This window comes from Kitasatospora cinereorecta (assembly GCF_024172095.1).
GTDB classification, from domain to species: domain Bacteria; phylum Actinomycetota; class Actinomycetes; order Streptomycetales; family Streptomycetaceae; genus Kitasatospora; species Kitasatospora cinereorecta.
Map to the genome: position 1 here is coordinate 472632 of NZ_JAMZDX010000004.1, position 17412 is coordinate 490043.

A 17412-nucleotide genomic window follows, 5' to 3' on the forward strand; every position below is an offset into this window, starting at 1 on the left:
CCTGGACACTTTCTCAGCGCTCGGGGTCGACCGCGTCCGCCGCCGTGATTCCGGGGGCCGGCGCCGGTGCGCGGAGCGTCCGACGGACGGCGTCGCGCAGCCAGCGGTGGGCCCCGTCGGCCGTGTGTCGCGGGTGCCAGGCCATGCCGATGGTCAGCGGCGGCAGGGCCAGGGGGATGTCGAGAAGGACCAGCCCGAGGGCGCCCGCGTCGCGGGTGAGCGGCGAGGGCGCGGCACCGGGCTGTGCGGCGGGCACCAGGCAGACCACGTCGCTGCGGGCGGCGAGGGTCATCGCGGCCAGGTGGCTGGGGAGGACGACGCCGACCCGCCGGTGAAGGCCCTGCTCGGCCAGGGCGGTGTCGAGCGGACCGCTGAACCGGCCGCGGCGGCTGACCGCGACGTGCGCGGCGGCCGCGAGCCGAGCCGGGGTCAGCGTCCCTTCGGTGAGCGGATGGCCGGACCGGACGGCGGCGACCATCCGGAGGCTGACCAGGTCCTCGACCCGGGTCTCGGGATCCACGTGGTCGATGGACCCCACCTCCAGGTCGATCCGGCCGTCGCGCAGCGCGGGCCCGGCTTCCCACTCCTCGGCCCCGATCCGGAACGAGACCCCGGGCGCCTCCTGCTCGGCCAGCCTCAACAGCCCGGGGGCCAGCGCCGAGCCGACCAGGTCGGCGGCCTGGAGCGTGAAGGTGCTGCGCAGGCCGGCGAGGTCGACGCTCGCACCCGGGCTGAGCAGCGCGCCGAGGCTGCGGACCACTGCGGCGGCTTCCTCGCGCAGGGCCTGGGCGCGCGGGGTGGGCACCATCGTCTGGCCGGCCCGGACCAGCAGGGGGTCCTGGAGGATGCGCCGCAAGCGGGCGAGGGTGCGGCTCATGGCGGCGGGCGAGGTGTGCAGCCGCGCGGCGGCACGGGTCACGCTGTGCTCGGCCAGCAGTGCGTCCAGCGCGATGGCGAGATTGGCGTCGATCACCGGATCCGGGCTGTTCACCTGCATCATTCCATTCCGAGCAATGATTGCGTGCCGAAGTTCCCATTGTGGCAGCACTGCGGTCGTCAGCAGGATGAGGGACGTACCGAACCGGCACGACCTCCGAGGATTTCATGATCGTCATTACTGCTCCCACCGGGAACATCGGCCGTCACCTGCTCTCCCGGCTCCTGGAGTCCGCACCCGCCGCGAGCGAGGACCTGCGGGTGATCGTGCGCGACCCCGCCCGGCTTCCGGACACGGCACGCGGCCGCGTCGAGGTGATCACCGGCTCGCACGCGGAGCCCGCGGTCCTCGACCGGGCCTTCGACGGTGCGGACGCCGTCTTCTGGCTCGTCCCCCCGGACGCCTCCCGCACCCCGCACGACGCCTACACCGGCTTCACCCGCCCCGCCGTCAAGGCGCTCACCGACCACGGCGTCGGCCATGTCGTCGGCGTCTCCGCACTCGGCCGATCCACCCCTCTCGCCGACCGGGCCGGCCTCGTCACCGCCTCCCTCGCGATGGACGACCTCATCGCCGGCGCCGGCGTCGCCTACCGGGCGCTGGCCTGCCCGTCCTTCTTCGAGAACCTCCTGGAAGACGTCGACACGATCCGCGAGAACGGTGTCTTCACCGACGCCGTCCACCCCGACCTCAAGGCCCCCCTGGTCGCCGTCACCGACATCGCGGCCGCCGCCGCCCGCCTCCTGCTCGACCGCTCGTGGGCCGGCGCCGGCAGCGTCCCGGTCGTCGGACCGCAGGACCTCTCCCCCAACGACCGGGCCCGCATCATGACCGAACAGCTCGGCCGCCCCGTCCGCTACCGACACCAGCCGCTCGACGAGCTGTACACCACCCTCGTCGGCTACGGACTCAACGAGGCGTTCGTCCAGGGCATCGTCGACATGAAGCGCGCCAAGGACGACGGCCTCGACGCCGGCATCGCCCGCACCCCGAACACCACCGCCCCCACCGGCTTCGCGCAGTGGTGCGCCCAGACCCTCAAGCCCGCCGTCCTCTCCGCACCCGCCACCCCGGAGGCATCCTGATGCCCACCGACCCGACCGAACCGCCGGTCACCGCGTTCATGCTGCTCAAGACCACACCCGAGTGGCTCGCCCTGACCGTCCCGGAACGCGTGCACGCCTTCACCACCCACGTCCTGCCGGCCATTCACGCCAGGACCACCGGCGTCCGATCACGCTTCTACGACACGGAGTTCTACTCCGCCCGCGTCACCGACGTCTGGGTGTGGGAGGCCGAGAGCCACTACGCCTACCAGCTCCTCATCGACGCCCTCCGCGAAACCCCCTTCTGGGACCGCTACTTCGAGATCGTCGACCTCCTCGTCGGCACCGAGAACGGCTACGCGCGGACCTACGGCCTCGAACCCGTCGCCACCATCACCGCCTGACCGCGGAATAATCCGCTGGGCCTCCCGCACCGTCGGCCGGTACCGTGCCGAAACGATCTCAGGGGGTGGAGCGATGGGGGTGGACCGATGCGGCCGGTGCGGCCGGTGCGGCCGGTGCTGCTGGTGGACGTCGACGGACCACTCAATCCGTACGCGGCGAAGCCGTACAGACGTCCCGACGGCTACCGGACGCACCGGCTTCTGACACCGCAATGGGAAGCGGCCGAACGGCAACGGCTCACCGAGTGGGGGATGCCCAACAGGCCCGTCAAGCCGCTGCGGGTCTGGCTCAACCCGGACCACGGGCCGGCGCTGGCCGAGCTCCCGTACGACCTCGTCTGGGCCACCACCTGGGAAGAGGAAGCCAACGACTTCCTGGCGCCCCTGCTGCGGCTGCCCGCGCTGCCCTTCATCGCCTGGTCCGATCCACGGCCCCGGCCGGAGGGCGGCGTGTTCTGGAAGACACCGGACATCGTCACGTGGGCCCAGGGACGTCCGTTCGCCTGGATCGACGACCAGATCACCGACGCGGACCGCGCCTGGGTCCGAACACACCACAACGGCCCGGCACTGCTGCACCGGGTGGACCCCCGGACAGGGCTGACCGCCGCCGACTTCGCCACCCTGGCGGACTGGGCGGCCGGCCAGCGCTGACAGACCGGGCCCGGAAATGTGAAAAGCCCCTCCCGGGTCTCCCCGGGAGGGGCTATTTCTGAAGAATTGTTCGGCGGCGTCCTACTCTCCCACAGGGTCCCCCCTGCAGTACCATCGGCGCTGTGAGGCTTAGCTTCCGGGTTCGGAATGTAACCGGGCGTTTCCCTCACGCTATGACCACCGAAACACTATGAAACTGTCGACCCGCCGGCAGGGCGGTCGTTGTTTCAGAACAACACAGTGGACGCGAGCAACTGAGGACAAGCCCTCGGCCTATTAGTACCGGTCAACTCCACCCCTCACGAGGCTTCCATATCCGGCCTATCAACCCAGTCGTCTACTGGGAGCCTTACCCTCTCAAGGAGGTGGGAGTGCTCATCTCGAAGCAGGCTTCCCGCTTAGATGCTTTCAGCGGTTATCCCTCCCGAACGTAGCCAACCAGCCATGCCCTTGGCAGAACAACTGGCACACCAGAGGTTCGTCCGTCCCGGTCCTCTCGTACTAGGGACAGCCCTTCTCAACACTCCTACGCGCACAGCGGATAGGGACCGAACTGTCTCACGACGTTCTAAACCCAGCTCGCGTACCGCTTTAATGGGCGAACAGCCCAACCCTTGGGACCTACTCCAGCCCCAGGATGCGACGAGCCGACATCGAGGTGCCAAACCATCCCGTCGATATGGACTCTTGGGGAAGATCAGCCTGTTATCCCCGGGGTACCTTTTATCCGTTGAGCGACGGCGCTTCCACAAGCCACCGCCGGATCACTAGTCCCTACTTTCGTACCTGCTCGACCCGTCAGTCTCACAGTCAAGCTCCCTTGTGCACTTACACTCAACACCTGATTGCCAACCAGGCTGAGGGAACCTTTGGGCGCCTCCGTTACTCTTTAGGAGGCAACCGCCCCAGTTAAACTACCCACCAGACACTGTCCCTGATCCGGATCACGGACCCAGGTTAGACATCCAGCACGACCAGAGTGGTATTTCAACGTCGACTCCACGACAACTGGCGTTGCCGCTTCACAGTCTCCCACCTATCCTACACAAGCCGAACCGAACACCAATATCAAGCTATAGTAAAGGTCCCGGGGTCTTTCCGTCCTGCTGCGCGAAACGAGCATCTTTACTCGTAATGCAATTTCACCGGGCCTGTGGTTGAGACAGTCGAGAAGTCGTTACGCCATTCGTGCAGGTCGGAACTTACCCGACAAGGAATTTCGCTACCTTAGGATGGTTATAGTTACCACCGCCGTTTACTGGCGCTTAAGTTCTCAGCTTCGCCACGACGAATCGTGACTAACCGGTCCCCTTAACGTTCCAGCACCGGGCAGGCGTCAGTCCGTATACATCGCCTTACGGCTTCGCACGGACCTGTGTTTTTAGTAAACAGTCGCTTCTCGCTGGTCTCTGCGGCCACCACCAGCTCGGGGAGCAAGTCCCGTCACCAGCAATGGCCCCCCTTCTCCCGAAGTTACGGGGGCATTTTGCCGAGTTCCTTAACCACAGTTCACCCGAACGCCTCGGTATTCTCTACCTGACCACCTGAGTCGGTTTGGGGTACGGGCCGCCATGAAACTCGCTAGAGGCTTTTCTCGACAGCATAGGATCATCCACTTCACCACAATCGGCTCGGCATCAGGTCTCAGCCTTGATGTGAGGCGGATTTGCCTACCTCACGGCCTACACCCTTACCCCGGGACTACCACCGCCCGGGCTGGACTACCTTCCTGCGTCACCCCATCGCTCACCTAATACCCCGTTGGGTCACCGGCTCCACCACGTCCCTTTGTCCGAAGACTCCGGGCCGGCTTCACGGGCTTAGCATCAGAGGGTTCAGCGTTGGCGCTTCAAAGCGGGTACGGGAATATCAACCCGTTGTCCATCGACTACGCCTGTCGGCCTCGCCTTAGGTCCCGACTTACCCTGGGCAGATCAGCTTGACCCAGGAACCCTTGGTCAATCGGCGCAAGAGTTTCCCACTCTTGTATCGCTACTCATGCCTGCATTCTCACTCGTGAACCGTCCACAACTCGATTCCTCGGCTGCTTCACCCGGCACACGACGCTCCCCTACCCATCACAGCGGGCGTTGGCCCTATTGCTGCAATGACACGACTTCGGTGATGTGCTTGAGCCCCGCTACATTGTCGGCGCGGAATCACTTGACCAGTGAGCTATTACGCACTCTTTCAAGGGTGGCTGCTTCTAAGCCAACCTCCTGGTTGTCTCTGCGACTCCACATCCTTTCCCACTTAGCACACGCTTGGGGACCTTAGTCGGTGTTCTGGGCTGTTTCCCTCTCGACCATGGAGCTTATCCCCCACAGTCTCACTGCCGCGCTCTCACTTACCGGCATTCGGAGTTTGGCTAAGGTCAGTAACCCGGTGAGGCCCATCGCCTATCCAGTGCTCTACCTCCGGCAAGAAACACGCGACGCTGCACCTAAATGCATTTCGGGGAGAACCAGCTATCACGGAGTTTGATTGGCCTTTCACCCCTAACCACAGGTCATCCCCCAGGTTTTCAACCCTGGTGGGTTCGGTCCTCCACGCGGTCTTACCCGCGCTTCAACCTGCCCATGGCTAGATCACTCCGCTTCGGGTCTTGGGCATGCAACTCAGACGCCCTATTCGGACTCGCTTTCGCTACGGCTACCCCACACGGGTTAACCTCGCTACACACCGCAAACTCGCAGGCTCATTCTTCAAAAGGCACGCAGTCACAGTCCGAAGACTGCCCCCACGGCTTGTAGGCACACGGTTTCAGGTACTATTTCACTCCGCTCCCGCGGTACTTTTCACCATTCCCTCACGGTACTATCCGCTATCGGTCACCAGGGAATATTTAGGCTTAGCGGGTGGTCCCGCCAGATTCACACGGGATTTCTCGGGCCCCGTGCTACTTGGGAAATGAGCAAGCAAGCCGCTGATGTTTCGTCTACGGGGGTCTTACCCTCTACGCCGGACCTTTCGCATGTCCTTCGACTACACCAACGGTTTCTGACTCGCCGACCGGCCGGCAGACCGATCAAGCTCACTCCCACGACCCCGTCACGGCAACCCCTGCCGGGTCTCACACCATGACGGTTTAGCCTCATCCGGTTTCGCTCGCCACTACTCCCGGAATCACGGTTGTTTTCTCTTCCTGCGGGTACTGAGATGTTTCACTTCCCCGCGTTCCCTCCACATACCCTATGTGTTCAGGTATGGGTGACAGCCCATGACGACTGCCGGGTTTCCCCATTCGGACACCCCCGGATCAAAGCTCGGTTGACAGCTCCCCGGGGCCTATCGCGGCCTCCCACGTCCTTCATCGGTTCCTGGTGCCAAGGCATCCACCGTGCGCCCTTAAAAACTTGGCCACAGATGCTCGCGTCCACTGTGCAGTTCTCAAACAACGACCAGACACCCACCCGAACAGGCATGGGACCGGCACTCCATGAGGCAACTTCCGTTCCCTCAGGACCCAACAACGTGCCCGACACACCAAGCGGTGACCCACGTTCCACGCCGAAGCAGTACTAGTGATCCCTACCGAGTGTGCCGAATAGTCAACGTTCCACCCATGAGCAAGCACTCCGGGACATTCGCCCGAAGCTGCCGTGTGCTCCTTAGAAAGGAGGTGATCCAGCCGCACCTTCCGGTACGGCTACCTTGTTACGACTTCGTCCCAATCGCTGGTCCCACCTTCGACGGCTCCTCCCCTTACGGGTTAGGCCACCGGCTTCGGGTGTTACCGACTTTCGTGACGTGACGGGCGGTGTGTACAAGGCCCGGGAACGTATTCACCGCAGCATGCTGATCTGCGATTACTAGCAACTCCAACTTCATGGGGTCGAGTTGCAGACCCCAATCCGAACTGAGGCCGGCTTTTTGGGATTCGCTCCGCCTCGCGGCATCGCAGCCCTTTGTACCGACCATTGTAGCACGTGTGCAGCCCAAGACATAAGGGGCATGATGATTTGACGTCGTCCCCACCTTCCTCCGAGTTGACCCCGGCAGTCTCCTGTGAGTCCCCGACATTACTCGCTGGCAACACAGAACAAGGGTTGCGCTCGTTGCGGGACTTAACCCAACATCTCACGACACGAGCTGACGACAACCATGCACCACCTGTACACCGACCACAAGGGGGCTGATATCTCTACCAGTTTCCGGTGTATGTCAAGCCTTGGTAAGGTTCTTCGCGTTGCGTCGAATTAAGCCACATGCTCCGCTGCTTGTGCGGGCCCCCGTCAATTCCTTTGAGTTTTAGCCTTGCGGCCGTACTCCCCAGGCGGGGAACTTAATGCGTTAGCTGCGGCACCGACGACGTGGAATGTCGCCAACACCTAGTTCCCAACGTTTACGGCGTGGACTACCAGGGTATCTAATCCTGTTCGCTCCCCACGCTTTCGCTCCTCAGCGTCAGTAATGGCCCAGAGATCCGCCTTCGCCACCGGTGTTCCTCCTGATATCTGCGCATTTCACCGCTACACCAGGAATTCCGATCTCCCCTACCACACTCTAGCCTGCCCGTATCGAATGCAGACCCGGGGTTAAGCCCCGGGCTTTCACATCCGACGCGACAGGCCGCCTACGAGCTCTTTACGCCCAATAATTCCGGACAACGCTCGCACCCTACGTATTACCGCGGCTGCTGGCACGTAGTTAGCCGGTGCTTCTTCTGCAGGTACCGTCACTTGCGCTTCTTCCCTGCTGAAAGAGGTTTACAACCCGAAGGCCGTCATCCCTCACGCGGCGTCGCTGCATCAGGCTTTCGCCCATTGTGCAATATTCCCCACTGCTGCCTCCCGTAGGAGTCTGGGCCGTGTCTCAGTCCCAGTGTGGCCGGTCGCCCTCTCAGGCCGGCTACCCGTCGTCGCCTTGGTAGGCCATTACCCCACCAACAAGCTGATAGGCCGCGGGATCATCCTGCACCGCCGGAGCTTTCCACCAACCCCCATGCAGAGGAAGGTCATATCCGGTATTAGACCTCGTTTCCAAGGCTTGTCCCAGAGTGCAGGGCAGATTTCCCACGTGTTACTCACCCGTTCGCCACTGATCCACCCCGAAGGGCTTCACCGTTCGACTTGCATGTGTTAAGCACGCCGCCAGCGTTCGTCCTGAGCCAGGATCAAACTCTCCGTGAATGTTTACCCGTAATCGGGTCCACACCCGCGAAAGAGCGGCACGGCAACCACCGGAATAGGGCGGCCCCGCGCACTGCGTCCTCGCTAGTGTTATTTCAAAAGGAATCTCCAACCGGTCACAAGAACCGGCCGGGGATGTCAACATATCTGGCGTTGACTTTTGGCACGCTGTTGAGTTCTCAAGGAACGGACACTTCCTTCGGGCCGCCTTCCAGCGGGCCCTCCGGGCGCTTCGTTCTTTCGTGTTTCCAGCTTATCAGATCCGAGCTGCTGCTCTTTCCCGACTCGCTTTCGCCTTCTTGACCCTGACGGCCCTTCCGACGTTTCAAACTCTAGCCGATCCCCGCTCCGAAAAGCGAATCCGACCGCAACCCATATAAACGCGCACACCGAATACGAACGGAGACGCGAAAAGACGCGACCCGCTACGGATCAGAAGTGGTGGTTCAAGGATTGGCCGCCCCGGGACCGTCCGCGTGGACACGTGTCCGGTGCTCCCAGCCGAGCGACTGGTGAACAGTACTCCCATCCACCGGCCAGGGCAAACCGACGCCCATCCACATCGCGGGCATCCGCGACACCGTGGACTCGGACCAAATGCCGGAGTCAGAGGCCCTCCGACGGCCACCATGGGACCGTAACGGTTCCCCGGCTGCGGTGAGGTGCCCACGTGACTGGCATGACGAGGCTGGTCCCCGTGTCCCTGCGCGGGTACCGGCGGGCGTGGCTGAGTCAGGACGTGCTCGCCGGGGTGGCGCTGGCGGCGGTCTCGATCCCGGAGGTCATGGGGTACAGCTCGATCGCCGGCATGCCCATCGTCACCGGCCTGTACACGCTGATCCTTCCGGCGATCGCGTTCGCCCTGCTGGGCTCGTCGAAGCTGCTCGTGGTCGGTGCGGACTCGGCCACGGCGGCGATCCTCTCCGCCGGGCTGCTCGGGCTGGGGGTCGACGGTCTGGTCCCGGGGTCGCCGCAGTGGGTCGGGCTGGCCGGTCTGGTCGCCCTCCTGTCGGGCGCCATCCTGGCTGTCGCGCGGCTGCTGCGGCTCGGCTTCCTCGCCGACTTCCTGTCGGCCGCGGTGCTGATTGGTTTCCTGACGGGTGTCGGTATCCAGGTGGCGACGGCGCAGATCCCCGAACTGCTCGGCATCCCCAAGGGCCACGGCAACTGGTTCCAACAGCAGTGGTCCTGGATGTCCCGCCTGGACGAGATCTCCTGGCGCACCGCCGCCTTCGGCGCCGCCACGGTCGTGATCATCCTGGCCTTCAGGCGGTTCACCCGCCGGTTCCCCGGTTCCATCGTGGCGGTGGTCGTGCTGATCGCCGTGTCCGCGGCGACGGACGCCTCCCAGCACGGGGTCGCCGTCGTCGGTGCCGTCGAGGGCGGCTTCCCCCCACTCGGCCTGCCGTCCGGACTGACCCCGGGCGATGTGCCCGCGGTCTTCTCCGTCGCGATCTCCTGCTTCGTCCTGATCCTGGCGCAGAGCGCGGCCACGGCGCACAGTTTCGCGACCCGTCACGGCGACCGCGTCGACGTCGACCGCGACCTGGTCGGTCTCTCGGTCGCCAACTTCGCGGCCGGGCTCAGCGGGACCTTCGTGGTGAACGGCTCCCCGACCAAGACGGAGATCCTCGACCAGCAGCGCGGCCGCACCCAGGTCGCCAACCTCACGATGGCGTTCCTCTCGCTCCTGGTCGCGCTGGTCTTCACCGGGCTGCTGGCCGACATGCCGCTGGCGACGCTGGCCGGGATCGTGTTCCTGGTGGCGCTCGGCCTCATCGACGTACGGGGTCTGCGGCAGATCCTCAGCCGGCGCCGCAACGAGTTCGTCGTGGCCGTCGCCACCGCCTTCGCGGTGTTCGGCATCGGCGTCGAGCAGGGCGTCCTGCTGGCCCTCGCGCTGTCGCTGTTCGAGGTCATCCGGCGGGAGTACCGGCCGAAGGACTTCGTGGTCGGCGTCACCGGTGAGGGCGTGCCCACGTACACGGTCGCCGAGCCCGGGATCGAGAGCGCGCCGGGCCTGATCGTGTTCCGCTTCAACGCGGAGCTGTTCTACGCGAACGCGAGCCGCTTCGCCGACCAGGTCACCGCCCTCGTCGACGGTGCGCCCCATCCGGTGCACTGGCTGGTGCTCGACGCCGCCGGCATCGCCGATGTCGACTACTCCGCCGGCGTCCGGCTCCACAGCCTGCTCGACTTCCTCGCCACCCGGGGCGTCACGTTCGTCCTCGCGCGGCCCGACGCGGCCCTCGTGGAGACCCTGAAAGTCTACGAGTTGTGGCAGCGGATCCCGCCCGGGAACGTCTTCGGCAACCTGATCGACGCGATCCGGGCGTATCCCGCCGGCGAGTCCCCCGACGCCCAGTGAGCCTTCCGGCGCCCAGTGAGCCTTCCGGGGGCATTCGGTAGCCCCACCCGCCCCTCCCTCCCCCGTGACCTCGCAGGCGACCCGCAAGCGGATGAAGCGGGTTCCGCTCGCGCCGTCTCCCTGGACGGCCCCGATCCGACGTGTTGTCATGTTCCGACCAAGACGCGGGGTCTGGCGGCGGGGCACCTCCCCCCTGCAGACCTCGGGTTGTCGGACGAGTGGAAGGAGAGACCCATGATGGTGCGCGCTCTCGCCGTCGCCGGGGCCGCCGTGTCACTGCTCGGCGGCACGATCGCCCAGAGCAGCTCGGCCCTGCCGACCACACCCCCGCCGGACAAGATCGTCATCGATGTGGCGACCGTCAACGGATCCGGCTGCCCGGCCGGCACCGCCGCGGTGGCCGTCGCCCCGGACAACACCGCCTTCACCGTGACGTACAGCAACTACCTCGCCCAGGTCGGCGTCGGTTCCAAGCCGACGGACTTCCGCAAGAACTGCCAGCTCAACCTGCGCGTCCACGTCCCGCAGGGATTCACCTACGCGATCGCGTCCGCCGACTACCGCGGCTTCGCCCACCTCGAGACGGGCGCGAAGGCCGTCCAGCGGGCCAACTACTACTTCCAGGGCTCGCCCCAGACCGACTCCCTCAGCCACCAGTTCAACGGCCCGTACGACGACAGCTGGCAGGCCACCGACAGCGTCTCGGTCGCCGCCCTGGTCTGGGCGCCGTGCGGCGAGCTGCGCAACTTCAACATCAACACCGAACTCCGGGTCAACGCCGGCACCTCGAACCCGGCCACCACGACCAGCTTCATGACCATGGACTCGACCGACGGCGACATCAACACCGTCTACCACCTCGCCTGGAAGCACTGCCCCTGACCGCCGCCGGGCGGGCCGTCACCCCCGTACGGCCCGCCCGACGGCCCGCCCGACGCCCGCCGAGGGCAAACCTGAGCGGTTCCGACCACCGACCACCGCTCAGAAGAGCCCGGCGCCCCAACCGCTCCGCCACTCGTTGGCGAGCAGCGCGTAGACGAGGGTGTCCCGCCAGGTGCCGTCGGAGCGCCGGGCGTGGCGGCGCAGCGGGCCCTCGCGGACGGCGCCGAGACCCGACAGTGCGAGCTGGGAGCGAACGTCGAGGTGGTCGATCTGCCACTGGACCCGGCCGAACGCCAAGTGCTCGAAGGCGTGGCGGAGCAGCAGGAGCTGGGTCTCGGCTGTCACCGGGGTGTCCCAGGTGGATCGCGCAGCCCAGTGCCAGCCGATGTCCAGACGCTCGTCGGCGATCGAGACGTCCGTGTACGCGACCCATCCGGCGGCCCGGCCGGTGCCGGCCGGGACGATCGCGAACAGTACCGCCCCTCCTGCAGCCTGCTGGGCCAGCCGCTGTTCGACCAGCATGCGCATCTCGCCGAGGGTGTACGGCGTGACCACGGGAAGCCAGCGCCACAGGTCGTCGTCCCGGCCGCCGGCAAGATACAGGTCCGGTACGTGCGCTGTGGTCAGGGGTTCCAGCCGGGTGTACCGGCCGTGGAGGACGACGGGTGCGGGGGGCCGAGGTTCCATGCCGAGCAGGCTAACCCCGGCCGAGGATCCTTCACAGGGATCCGCCTGGCTCAACCGTCCCGGGGTGTTCGGCGCCGAAGCTCCGGCACGAGCCGACGCGGGTTCGAGACCGGCCTGGGCCCGGTGCCCACGTGGCCGGCCCTCCCACCGGTCGCACGCCCGCAAAGGCGGCGGTCCTGACCTGGACATGGGATCGCGGTGACGGACAGCCCTCAGAGCAGCCCGTGCAGGCCGTGCAGCCCGTGGCCCGGTTCTCCGGCCGCGCGCCGGACGGCGACCAGGGCCGCGTCGTCCCCGAGTCGCCCGCCGGCATGAGCCAGCAGGTCTCGGCGGATGTGGTTGACCAGTGCCTCCGGGGTGCTCCCGGTCCAGCGGGCGACCCGTTCGGTGAGGGGGTAGAAGGCGCCAGCACGGTCGCGTGCCTCGACCACGCCGTCGGTGTACAGCAGGAGGGTGTCGCCGATCTCGAAGCGGAACGCGTCCTCCGGGTAGTCGTCCGCCACCAGCGCGCCGAGCCCCAGGGGCGGCGCGGCACCCGTGCCGTCGAGGCTGACGACGCTGTCGTGGCGCAGGAGCAGCGGTGGCGGGTGCCCGCAGTTGGTCAGGCGGGCCGACGGGGCGTCGTCGGGGATGTCGAGGAACAGGGCTGTGACGAAGTGCTCGGCGGTCTCGCGGTCGGTCTGGGCGAAGTCGAGCAGGTACCGGCTGACGTTGCCGTCCAGCGTTCTCGCCAGGTCGGCCAGCGTGGCGTGCTGGGCGGCGATGAGCCGGAAGGCGCTGAGCAGCAGGGCGGACTCTCCGACGGCGGCCAGGCCCTTGCCGCGGACGTCCCCGATGATCATCCGGGCCCCGCTGCCGGTGCGGGTCGCCGTGTAGAGGTCACCGCCGATCTGTGCCTCGTACTCCGCCGCCAGGTACACGGTCGCGATCTGCAGCGGGCCGATCTGTTCGGGAATCGGCCGCAGCAGTGCGCGCTGGGCGGCTTCGGCGACCGACTGGGCGCGGGCGAGCTGCCGACTGCGGCGGTCGCGGACCGCCGTGAAGAGCACGATCATCACTGACACCGCGGCGAGTGCGATGAGCTGTGCCGGATGGTCGCCGTCGGTGACGCCGCCGCGCAGCGCCGCGATGAGGACGCCGGCGGCGACGGTGAGTGCTCCGATCATGGCGGTCACCCGGGCTCCCGCGAAGGAGGGCGTCAGCGCGGGAGCGATCACGAGCAGCGGGCCGAGCCGGGTCGAGGCGGGCGACTCGAGAATCACCATGGTGAGCACCACGACGAGGGCGACCGGTACCAGCACCAGGGCCGAGGTGCGTCCCCACAGCCGCTCGCCGGCCGGGCGCCGCTCGATGTTCATGCCCTCAACTGTGCGCCGCGCCCAGGGCCGGTGCATCCGACACGTGGCGGATTTCGCGGCCGATCACCCGTACGGCACCGTCTCCGTACGGCACCGTCTCCGTGCACGCCGGGCGGTGCGGCCGTCGATCACCGTGCGCGGCGGCCGCCGGCCGGATCGTCGACCTGCTGCCGGACCAGCGGGTGGGCGTGCTCCGCCCAGTCCACGATCTGCATGGCCGCGCCGGCGGCCTCCTTGCCCAGGCAGCGGGAGTGGTGGCGCAGGGCGATGCCGTCCAGGTCGAGGTGGCGGCCGAAGGCGGGGTGTCCGGCGAGTCGGCGGGCGTAGGCCCACACCCGCGGGTGGTCGGCGATGCGGTGCACGGCGGTGGCGTCGAGGTGCCAGCGGTGGACGGTGTCCAGCTGGACCAGGGTGGCCCAGAGCCGTACGTCCGCGAGGGTCGGCTCCTCGCCCAGCAGGTGGTCCCGGCCCTCCAGGCGGCGCTCGATCAGGGCCAGCCCCTCGACCAGGACGCGCAGGGCCGCCTCGCGTACGGCCGTGCCGGTGTCGGCGCGGCCCGCGCACTGTGCCGGAGCGTCGATGCTCCGCTCGCACAGCAGCGCGACCGTGTCGATCGCGCTCTCGGCCCCGCGCGGGTACAGGTCGGGGCCGCGGAATCGCCGTGCCAGGTCGGTGAGGATCTCGGCGGGGTCGGTGCTGACGATCCGTCCGCTCCAACCGTCGCTGAGCAGGGGCGCCTTCGCCGGACCGGGGTGCTGGTGGGAGCTCGCCTCGTACAGCGGTCGAAGCGCGAGGTAGCCGTCGCCACCCGCGTCCGGCAGGGCCGGCAGCAGGGTCACCGGAAGGATCTCGTCGAGGCCGAGCAGGCTGTGGGTGACGGCGATCTGCAGACCGTGCGGACAGGACAGTGCGAGGTGTAGCCGGTAGCGGTGGGACGCGGGGTAGAACCCGCTGCGGGCGTCGTGGCCGATCCGGCCACGGAGCGAGGGAACGACGGCGGGCACGACGGAGGGGAACGAGGAGGACATGAATCTCCCAGGCGTCGGAGGTACGCGGACGCGCAGACGACGGATCCGGCGGGGTGAGGGGGGCTCAGGAAAGGGCGACGGCGCGGTGGGCCCGGTCGGGTACGGCCACCGGACCGCGGGGAGCAGGCACTCATGCCATGCTGCTGCACACCCGCTGCAGATCGATGTGGCGACGGCACGTCAGCACGGGGAGCAGCCGGACGGCGTGGGCCACGCCGTCGATCACCGGCTCCGCTCGCCTCACGACTCTCCCGCCCACGTTCGAGGATCTGCGCTTCGGAGTGTCGTCCCGCCCTGGCGCTCCGTCAAGGGCGCCGACCGGACAGCCCGTCGGCGTCCCGCATGCTGGGACGGCGTGTCCCACCCGGACGGCGTGTCCTCCCGGGCGACGGCTCAGAGTGTCGGCTGCCGGCCGAGGGCGGGTGCGAGACGGGTCGCGATGTCGGTGAGGATCTGCACGTAGTCCTCGTGGCCGAAGGAGAACGGCAGCGCGAAGACGACTTCGTCGACCTCCCGGAACGCCGCGTGGGAGTAGAGCTGTTCGGCGATCTCGGTGGAGGTTCCGATCAGGTCCGGCGCGAACACCGTCCGGGCCGGTCCCTGCGGGGCGGCGGTACGCGGGGTCCGGCCGCGCACGTAGTCCCGGTACTTCGCGCGCTGCCCGGCCGAGGCGCTGTCGGTGGGAATCACGACGAGCCCCTGCGAGACCCGGGCGCGCCCGCCCTCGGGGTGGCGGGCCCGGAAGGCGGCGATCTGCGAACGCTGGATCTCGGCGAAGTCCTCCGACTCCTCGGCCCGGACCACGTTGCTGGTCAGCAGGCTCAGCCCCTGCTCCCCCGCCCAGCGGGCCGAGCGCAGGCTCCCGCCGCCGTACCAGAGCCGGCCGGCCAGGCCCGGTGAGACCGGCTGGACCCGGTCCGAGTACACCTCGATGCCCTCGACGCCGTCGAAATCCGTGGCGGGCTCCCCGCGGAGGAAGTCCAGCAGCCGCCGCACCCGGTCGTAGCCGAAGTCCTCGGCCTCGGCGGTGTGGGGGTAGAGCGCGGAGGCGACCCGGTCGTAGTGGCCGGGGCGTCCGACGCTGACGCCCGGGTTCAGCCGGCCGCCGGAGAGCAGGTCGACGGTCGCGAGGTCCTCGGCCAGCCGCAGCGGGTTCTCCCACCCCAGCGGGATGACCGCGGTGCCGAGCTCGATCCGCTCGGTGCGCTGCGAGGCCGCCGCCAGGACCGCGACCGGGGAGGAGATCCCGTACTGGAGGTGCCGGTGGCGCACCCAGGCGCTGTCGAATCCCAGCTCCTCGCCGAGTTCGATGAGCCGGAGCGTCGACTCGTGACCCCGGCCGGGGTCGGCCGGGTCGAACAGGCCGATGGTCAGGAATCCCAGCTGCCGAAGGGGCTGCGCGGGCAGCGGCACCGGTGTCCCTCCCTCCTCCTGGGCGGCGGTCACCCGGTTGGTGTCCGGCCCACCGTCACACACCGATCGGCGGCGCTCAAGGCCGCCTCGGGAAAGGTCATCGGGCGCAACACGGGTGTGACATCGCCGCAGCAGTACGCAGCAGTACGGTCCCGGACCTGCCCGCCGTACGGGGCGGCGGCGCTTGACCGCACCGCCGGGTGCTGGTTCACTGCCGAGCGTGGGACACCTCGACCTCAGGCTCTTCCGGCGCACGCACCTGGACACCGTCCGGTACGCCGGCTGCCTGTGTTGTCGCCCCGCCGTCTGATCACTGCGCCGCTTCCGCGCCCTCGGCTCCGTCGGCCCGTTCTCACCGGGCGCCCGCGCCGTACCCTGCGCGGCCGTACCCCGCGCGCACGATCAGTCGGCTCCGGACCGCTCGCCATCCGCAGCCCGTTCGACCGGGCGACCCACATCCAGGACGGTTCCCCCGTGTTCCGCACCACCGCACCCCGCACCGCCGTACCCACCCCCACCCGGACCCCCGCCCGGAGCCCCGCCCGGAGCGCCGGGCCCGCGCTCGGTGACCTGCTCGCGTTCGCCCGCCGGACCGCCGCCGACCCCGGCGTCCTGTCCCGGCTGCCCCGCCACCCCGAGGACCGCACCTGGATCGCGCTGCCCGCACCCGGCGGCGCCGAGGCGTGGGTGATCGGCTGGCCGCCCGGCACCGGGACCGGCTGGCACGACCACGGCGGGTCCCGCGGCGCCTTCGCCACGGCCTCCGGGCAGCTGCGCGAGAGCTCGATCGCCGTGGAACTGCCCTCCGCGGGCTGGGAGGCGTGGGAGCTGGCCGACGGCGTGGACCGCGGTCGCGAGCTCGCCGCGGGCCGCGGTCGTGCGTTCGGCCCGCACCACGTTCACCACGTGGTCAACCCGTCCCGGACGGAGCACGCGGTGTCCGTCCACGTCTACTGGCCGCCGTTGCCGCTGGTCCGCCGCTACACCCGCGACGGCCGGGTGCTGCGGCCGGCGGGCGTCGAGCAGCCGCAGGAGTGGTGACCGTGTCCGAACACCCGAAGAGCGTCGACGAGTTGCTGGGCGAGGCCCGGAGCCGGCTCGACCGCCTGACGCCCCGGCAGGCCGCCGCGGCCGCGCGGGAGGAGGGGGCGCTGCTGGTGGACACCCGGTACGGCGCCCTGCGCGACCGCGACGGCCTGATCCCGGGCGCGGTGGTCGTGGAGCGCAACGAACTCGAGTGGCGCCTGGACCCGCAGTGCCCGTACCGGCTGCCCGGGGCGACCCGTCACGACCTGCGGGTGATCGTGCTGTGCAACGAGGGCTACGCCTCCTCCTTCGCCGCGCTGTCCCTGCGGCAGCTGGGGCTGTGGCGGGCCACCGACGTGATCGGCGGCTTCCAGGCCTGGGCGGCGGCCGGGCTGCCCGTCACCCCGCCGGGTGCGGAGCCGTCCGTCCCGACTGCGCACCTCTCCCCGCACGGGCCGGCTCGGACCTGACCCCGGG

The 17412-nt window shown here is 68.1% G+C and carries 12 protein-coding genes and 3 rRNA genes; 7 read left to right on the top strand and 8 right to left on the bottom strand.

The window, feature by feature from the left end:
- Window positions 1-13: 13 nt before the first annotated feature.
- Window positions 14-1000, bottom strand: coding sequence for a LysR family transcriptional regulator (locus FHR36_RS22300; protein WP_253799940.1), 987 nt, complete (start codon window positions 998-1000; stop codon window positions 14-16).
- 104 nt (window positions 1001-1104) lie between these two features.
- Here FHR36_RS22300 and FHR36_RS22305 point away from each other — a divergent pair, with 104 nt between their 5' ends.
- The 3 genes from FHR36_RS22305 to FHR36_RS22315 all read left to right on the top strand — a co-directional run bounded on the left by FHR36_RS22305 (window position 1105) and on the right by FHR36_RS22315 (window position 3041).
- A complete protein-coding gene (locus FHR36_RS22305; protein ID WP_253799941.1) occupies window positions 1105-2022 on the top strand; it encodes an NAD(P)H-binding protein in 918 nt (305 codons plus the stop codon).
- Window positions 2022-2387, top strand: a complete 366-nt coding sequence (locus FHR36_RS22310; RefSeq protein ID WP_253799942.1) for a darcynin family protein — start codon at window positions 2022-2024, stop codon at window positions 2385-2387. Before FHR36_RS22305 ends, FHR36_RS22310 begins: the two co-directional genes overlap by 1 nt.
- 87 nt (window positions 2388-2474) lie before the next feature.
- On the top strand, window positions 2475-3041 hold the full coding sequence (locus FHR36_RS22315; RefSeq protein WP_253799943.1) for a hypothetical protein: 567 nt from the start codon (window positions 2475-2477) through the stop codon (window positions 3039-3041).
- A gap of 68 nt (window positions 3042-3109) precedes the next feature.
- On the opposite strand, the gene rrf is transcribed toward FHR36_RS22315, so the two are convergent.
- The 3 genes from rrf to FHR36_RS22330 all read right to left on the bottom strand — a co-directional run bounded on the left by rrf (window position 3110) and on the right by FHR36_RS22330 (window position 8173).
- Window positions 3110-3226, bottom strand: a 5S ribosomal RNA gene (gene rrf / locus FHR36_RS22320).
- Window positions 3227-3297: 71 nt separating this feature from the next.
- Window positions 3298-6403 (bottom strand): 23S ribosomal RNA (locus FHR36_RS22325).
- A gap of 253 nt (window positions 6404-6656) precedes the next feature.
- Window positions 6657-8173: ribosomal RNA gene (locus FHR36_RS22330) — 16S ribosomal RNA — on the bottom strand.
- Together the 16S, 23S and 5S rRNA genes form the textbook arrangement of a ribosomal RNA operon.
- Window positions 8174-8870: 697 nt before the next feature.
- On the opposite strand from FHR36_RS22330, the gene FHR36_RS22335 reads away from it, so the two are divergent.
- Together FHR36_RS22335 and FHR36_RS22340 are read left to right on the top strand one after the other, a co-directional pair.
- Window positions 8871-10541, top strand: coding sequence for a SulP family inorganic anion transporter (locus FHR36_RS22335; protein WP_253799944.1), 1671 nt, complete (start codon window positions 8871-8873; stop codon window positions 10539-10541).
- A gap of 237 nt (window positions 10542-10778) precedes the next feature.
- Window positions 10779-11423, top strand: a complete 645-nt coding sequence (locus FHR36_RS22340; protein ID WP_253800672.1) for a DUF4360 domain-containing protein — start codon at window positions 10779-10781, stop codon at window positions 11421-11423.
- A 99-nt stretch (window positions 11424-11522) separates the two neighbouring features.
- Here FHR36_RS22340 and FHR36_RS22345 read toward each other — a convergent pair whose 3' ends face one another.
- From FHR36_RS22345 to FHR36_RS22360, 4 genes are all read right to left on the bottom strand, one after another.
- A complete protein-coding gene (locus FHR36_RS22345; RefSeq protein WP_253799945.1) occupies window positions 11523-12110 on the bottom strand; it encodes a GNAT family N-acetyltransferase in 588 nt (195 codons plus the stop codon).
- Window positions 12111-12322: 212 nt separating this feature from the next.
- On the bottom strand, window positions 12323-13468 hold the full coding sequence (locus FHR36_RS22350; RefSeq protein ID WP_253799946.1) for a PP2C family protein-serine/threonine phosphatase: 1146 nt from the start codon (window positions 13466-13468) through the stop codon (window positions 12323-12325).
- Between the two features lie 128 nt (window positions 13469-13596).
- Complete coding sequence (locus tag FHR36_RS22355) at window positions 13597-14496, bottom strand: glutathione S-transferase C-terminal domain-containing protein (RefSeq protein WP_253799947.1); 900 nt, start codon at window positions 14494-14496, stop codon at window positions 13597-13599.
- A 393-nt stretch (window positions 14497-14889) separates the two neighbouring features.
- Window positions 14890-15909 (bottom strand): LLM class flavin-dependent oxidoreductase, encoded by a 1020-nt coding sequence (locus FHR36_RS22360; protein ID WP_253800674.1) that lies wholly within the window; start codon window positions 15907-15909, stop codon window positions 14890-14892.
- Between the two features lie 474 nt (window positions 15910-16383).
- Here FHR36_RS22360 and FHR36_RS22365 point away from each other — a divergent pair, with 474 nt between their 5' ends.
- Entirely contained in the window at window positions 16384-16950 is a 567-nt protein-coding gene (locus FHR36_RS22365) for a cupin domain-containing protein (RefSeq protein ID WP_253799948.1), read from the top strand.
- A gap of 2 nt (window positions 16951-16952) precedes the next feature.
- Window positions 16953-17405: a rhodanese-like domain-containing protein gene (locus tag FHR36_RS22370; RefSeq protein ID WP_308199620.1), complete on the top strand. Its 453-nt coding sequence runs from the start codon at window positions 16953-16955 to the stop codon at window positions 17403-17405.
- Window positions 17406-17412 lie beyond the last annotated feature (7 nt).